Source organism: Novacetimonas hansenii JCM 7643 (genome assembly GCF_000964405.1).
Taxonomy (GTDB): Bacteria; Pseudomonadota; Alphaproteobacteria; order Acetobacterales; family Acetobacteraceae; genus Novacetimonas; species Novacetimonas hansenii.
Map to the genome: position 1 here is coordinate 1 of NZ_BANE01000364.1, position 588 is coordinate 588.

The following is a 588-nucleotide window of genomic DNA, read 5'->3' on the forward strand; positions in this document are numbered from 1 at the left end:
ATGGTCGGTGCGCGGCCCGAGTTCGAGCGTGACCAGGTTCTGGGCGCGGGCACGCAGTCCCTCGCGAATGTAATCCTTCGAGATGACCAGATCCTCGCCGTCCTGATCCTTGCCCCGCACGATGATGTGGATATGCGGATTGTCGGTGTTCCAATGCGACACGGCAACCCAATCCAGCTTCGTGCCAAGATCCTGTTCGGCCTGCGTCATCAGTTCCCGCGTGAAGGTTTTCAGGTCCGCCATTTCGGCCGCATCCTCTGGTCCCACGATGAAACGGAAATGATGCCGGTCATCCTGACAGCGCTCAGCAAATTCGCGCGCGGGCACATGGTCGCGCTCCGCTCCGAACAGCCGGGCCTTTTCGCCGTCCTTCGTCACCCCTTCGCGTTGGAGATAGGACAGGTGGGCACGCAGGCTCGCCCGTGCGCCATGCCGGACCACCCGTGCCTTGACGATGGCAAGCCGGGTGCGCCGGGACAGGAGACGGTTGGCGCGGGTTGCAGCCCCCCTGCCCCGCCCGAAAGTGGACGGTCCCTTTCCGGGACGCCCCGAGCCAGAACGGCCCATGCCACCCGCCCGGTTGGTGGC

At 65.1% G+C, this 588-nt stretch carries 1 protein-coding gene; it reads right to left on the bottom strand.

Annotated features, from left to right (window positions below; all coding sequences use genetic code 11):
• Positions 1-588: relaxase/mobilization nuclease domain-containing protein (locus B7G66_RS16660; RefSeq protein ID WP_048859429.1), on the bottom strand; the 588-nt coding region annotated here is incomplete at both ends.